The sequence below is a fragment of the Butyricimonas hominis genome (assembly GCF_014287455.1).
In the GTDB taxonomy this organism is placed as follows: Bacteria; Bacteroidota; Bacteroidia; order Bacteroidales; family Marinifilaceae; genus Butyricimonas; species Butyricimonas muris.
The window spans coordinates 1-1717 of sequence record NZ_JACOOH010000034.1; the positions used below are offsets into that span (position 1 = coordinate 1).

Here is a 1717-nt window from a genome sequence, read left to right on the forward strand (position 1 = left end):
CTTGTCACGTCCATAGCCACCTGCTGCCCGGCACTTTGGGCAAAGGAAATGTTTGTACCCAGCCCGCTTCCGATATTCGCCATAGCTTCGTTGAACGCTTCCTGCTCCATAGAGGACGGGACGGACAGCCCCTTTTGCCCGTCCGTGTCGAACACGGCGAGTTCCACCGGGATGATGTTGCCAGCGTACTCAATCGAGGACACCAGTATGTCGAGCCGCTCGCCCTGCACCTTTGCCGTCCCCGCCACGAGGGTATTCTTCGGCACGACTATGTTCCCCGCCTGCATGGGTTCGAGCAGCCGTAGTTTCACCGCCTGCCCGTCCGTCAAGGTTTGGTCTTGGTGGATGCAGGCGGCTACCGTGTTCTTTCCCATAGCGTACCCCGTGCCTACTGCCGTGTTGAAGCCGTAGTTTCGTGGCTGGCTGTAAGCCCGGATGAAGTCGGCATCGCTCATGGGCTGCCGCAATCCCGAAACGGTCGTTTCCCTGACAGCCTGCACCGCCACCGCATCCGGCTTGCGGTCAATGTCGCCCGTTACCGGGACTTGTGCGACTTGTCCCTGCCCGCCGTTCATGTACTTTGCCGCCAGCTCGTAGGACTTTTCCAAGAGTGCCATTTGGTCGTCAGCGGTGGGTGTGGCGTTCTGTTGTTGCAGCCTATCGGTCAGTTCCGCTACCTGCCGCTTCAAGTCCTCTTTTTCCTCGTCCACCGCCGGAGTTTCATAGAACGTGCTTAACTGGCGGTTGATGTCCCGGTAAGCGTATGCCGAAGAAGCACCGCCGCCCCTTTGGGGCTTCGCATCCTCTTCCGGCATCAGGTCGATTTCCGCTTGCGGTTCTTCCGCTTCATCGTTCCCGGTGAAACCGAAGTCCTGCAAGGACTGTATCTTCTCCTGCTGCCTGCGGCTTATCATCGCCTGTTCGTAAGCCTTTTGCTTGTCGGCTATAATCCCGTCCTCTGCGGGCAGGGGTATGTCGGCGTTGAAGCCGCCCACGCTTTCCACGTTCACGTCCTCTTTGCCGGAGGGTGCGAATATCAGGTACATGCACCCGGCAAAGGCAAGGAACATCAGCGGGAAGACTATCATTTTCCTGCGCTGCTGCACCTGCTGCGGGGTAAGTTCCCGTTTGGGTTTATCTTCCTTTTTCGGCTTCCCGTCCGCCTGCGGTACGGTCGTGCCGTTCTCATTCTTCTGTACTTCTTCCATATTGCGGTCTGTTTAAGGGGTTGATACTTTTGGTTGTGTCGTTGCCGTGCAACGGCAGTTGCCTGATGTGTTCTATTTGCAGCCGCCTGCCGTCCCGCTTCCCGATGTTGTAGATTGATGAAACGGTAATGTAGATAGACAAGCCGCCAAGGAAGAAGAACATCACGAGGATAACCGCCAGCCTTTTGCCCGGCGTAATCCGTCCGCACATTCGGCGCAGGCGGTCGTCCGCCCAGTCCCGCACCTTTCCGATGTAGTTTCGTTTTCTTTCCATAAGGCTATCTCTTAATGGTCTGCAAATCCTTGTTCTCGGTAATGGTGAACGCTTCGATGATGAAGCCGTGCGGGTTGTTGTCGCTCCGTGTGGCGTTGAGCAGGCGGCACGAGGTCACAAGGCTTCGCACCGTCAGGCTGCTTTCCCGGACAATCAACTGGCGGGCATACGTGTTCACCTTGTAGGGGTACTGGTCGAAGTCGCACTTCACGCTGTCAATCTCCACCGTCTGCGT

General features: G+C 57.1%; 2 protein-coding genes and 1 pseudogene. All 3 read right to left on the bottom strand.

Annotation, left to right across the window (positions count from 1 at the left end; translation table 11 throughout):
* Positions 1–1208 (bottom strand): conjugative transposon protein TraM (traM, locus tag H8S64_RS22000; RefSeq protein WP_186978716.1); only part of this gene is annotated, 1208 nt, incomplete at its 3' end.
* Positions 1186–1482 (bottom strand): TraL conjugative transposon family protein, encoded by a 297-nt coding sequence (locus H8S64_RS22005; RefSeq protein ID WP_007754134.1) that lies wholly within the window; start codon positions 1480–1482, stop codon positions 1186–1188. The genes H8S64_RS22005 and traM, both read right to left, overlap by 23 nt.
* Before the next feature lie 4 nt (positions 1483–1486).
* A pseudogene (locus H8S64_RS22010) lies at positions 1487–1717 on the bottom strand (conjugative transposon protein TraK); the annotation flags it as partial.